Consider the following 314-nt stretch of genomic DNA (forward strand, 5'->3'; position numbering starts at 1 on the left):
CTCGCGACGTAACACTAACTCGCAGGCTCATTCTTCAAAAGGCACGCCGTCACCAGAATCAGACTGGCTCCGACGGATTGTAAGCACACGGTTTCAGGTACTGTTTCACTCCCCTCCCGGGGTACTTTTCACCTTTCCGTCACGGTACTGGTCCGCTATCGGTCATTAGGGAGGATTTAGGCTTATCAGGTGGTCCTGACAGATTCACACGGGATTTCTCGGGCCCCGTGCTACTTGGGATCCCTCCCAGGCGGTGCACAACATTACGGTTACGGGGCTCACACCCTCTACGGCCGGCCTTTCAAGACCGTTCA

The 314-nt window shown here is 55.7% G+C and carries 1 rRNA gene; it reads right to left on the reverse strand.

Going from position 1 to position 314, the window contains the following annotated elements:
• Positions 1 to 314: ribosomal RNA gene (locus tag JYA52_RS00050) — 23S ribosomal RNA — on the reverse strand; the annotation flags it as partial.

Source organism: Arthrobacter pascens (assembly GCF_017052465.1).
Classification (GTDB): domain Bacteria; phylum Actinomycetota; class Actinomycetes; order Actinomycetales; family Micrococcaceae; genus Arthrobacter; species Arthrobacter pascens.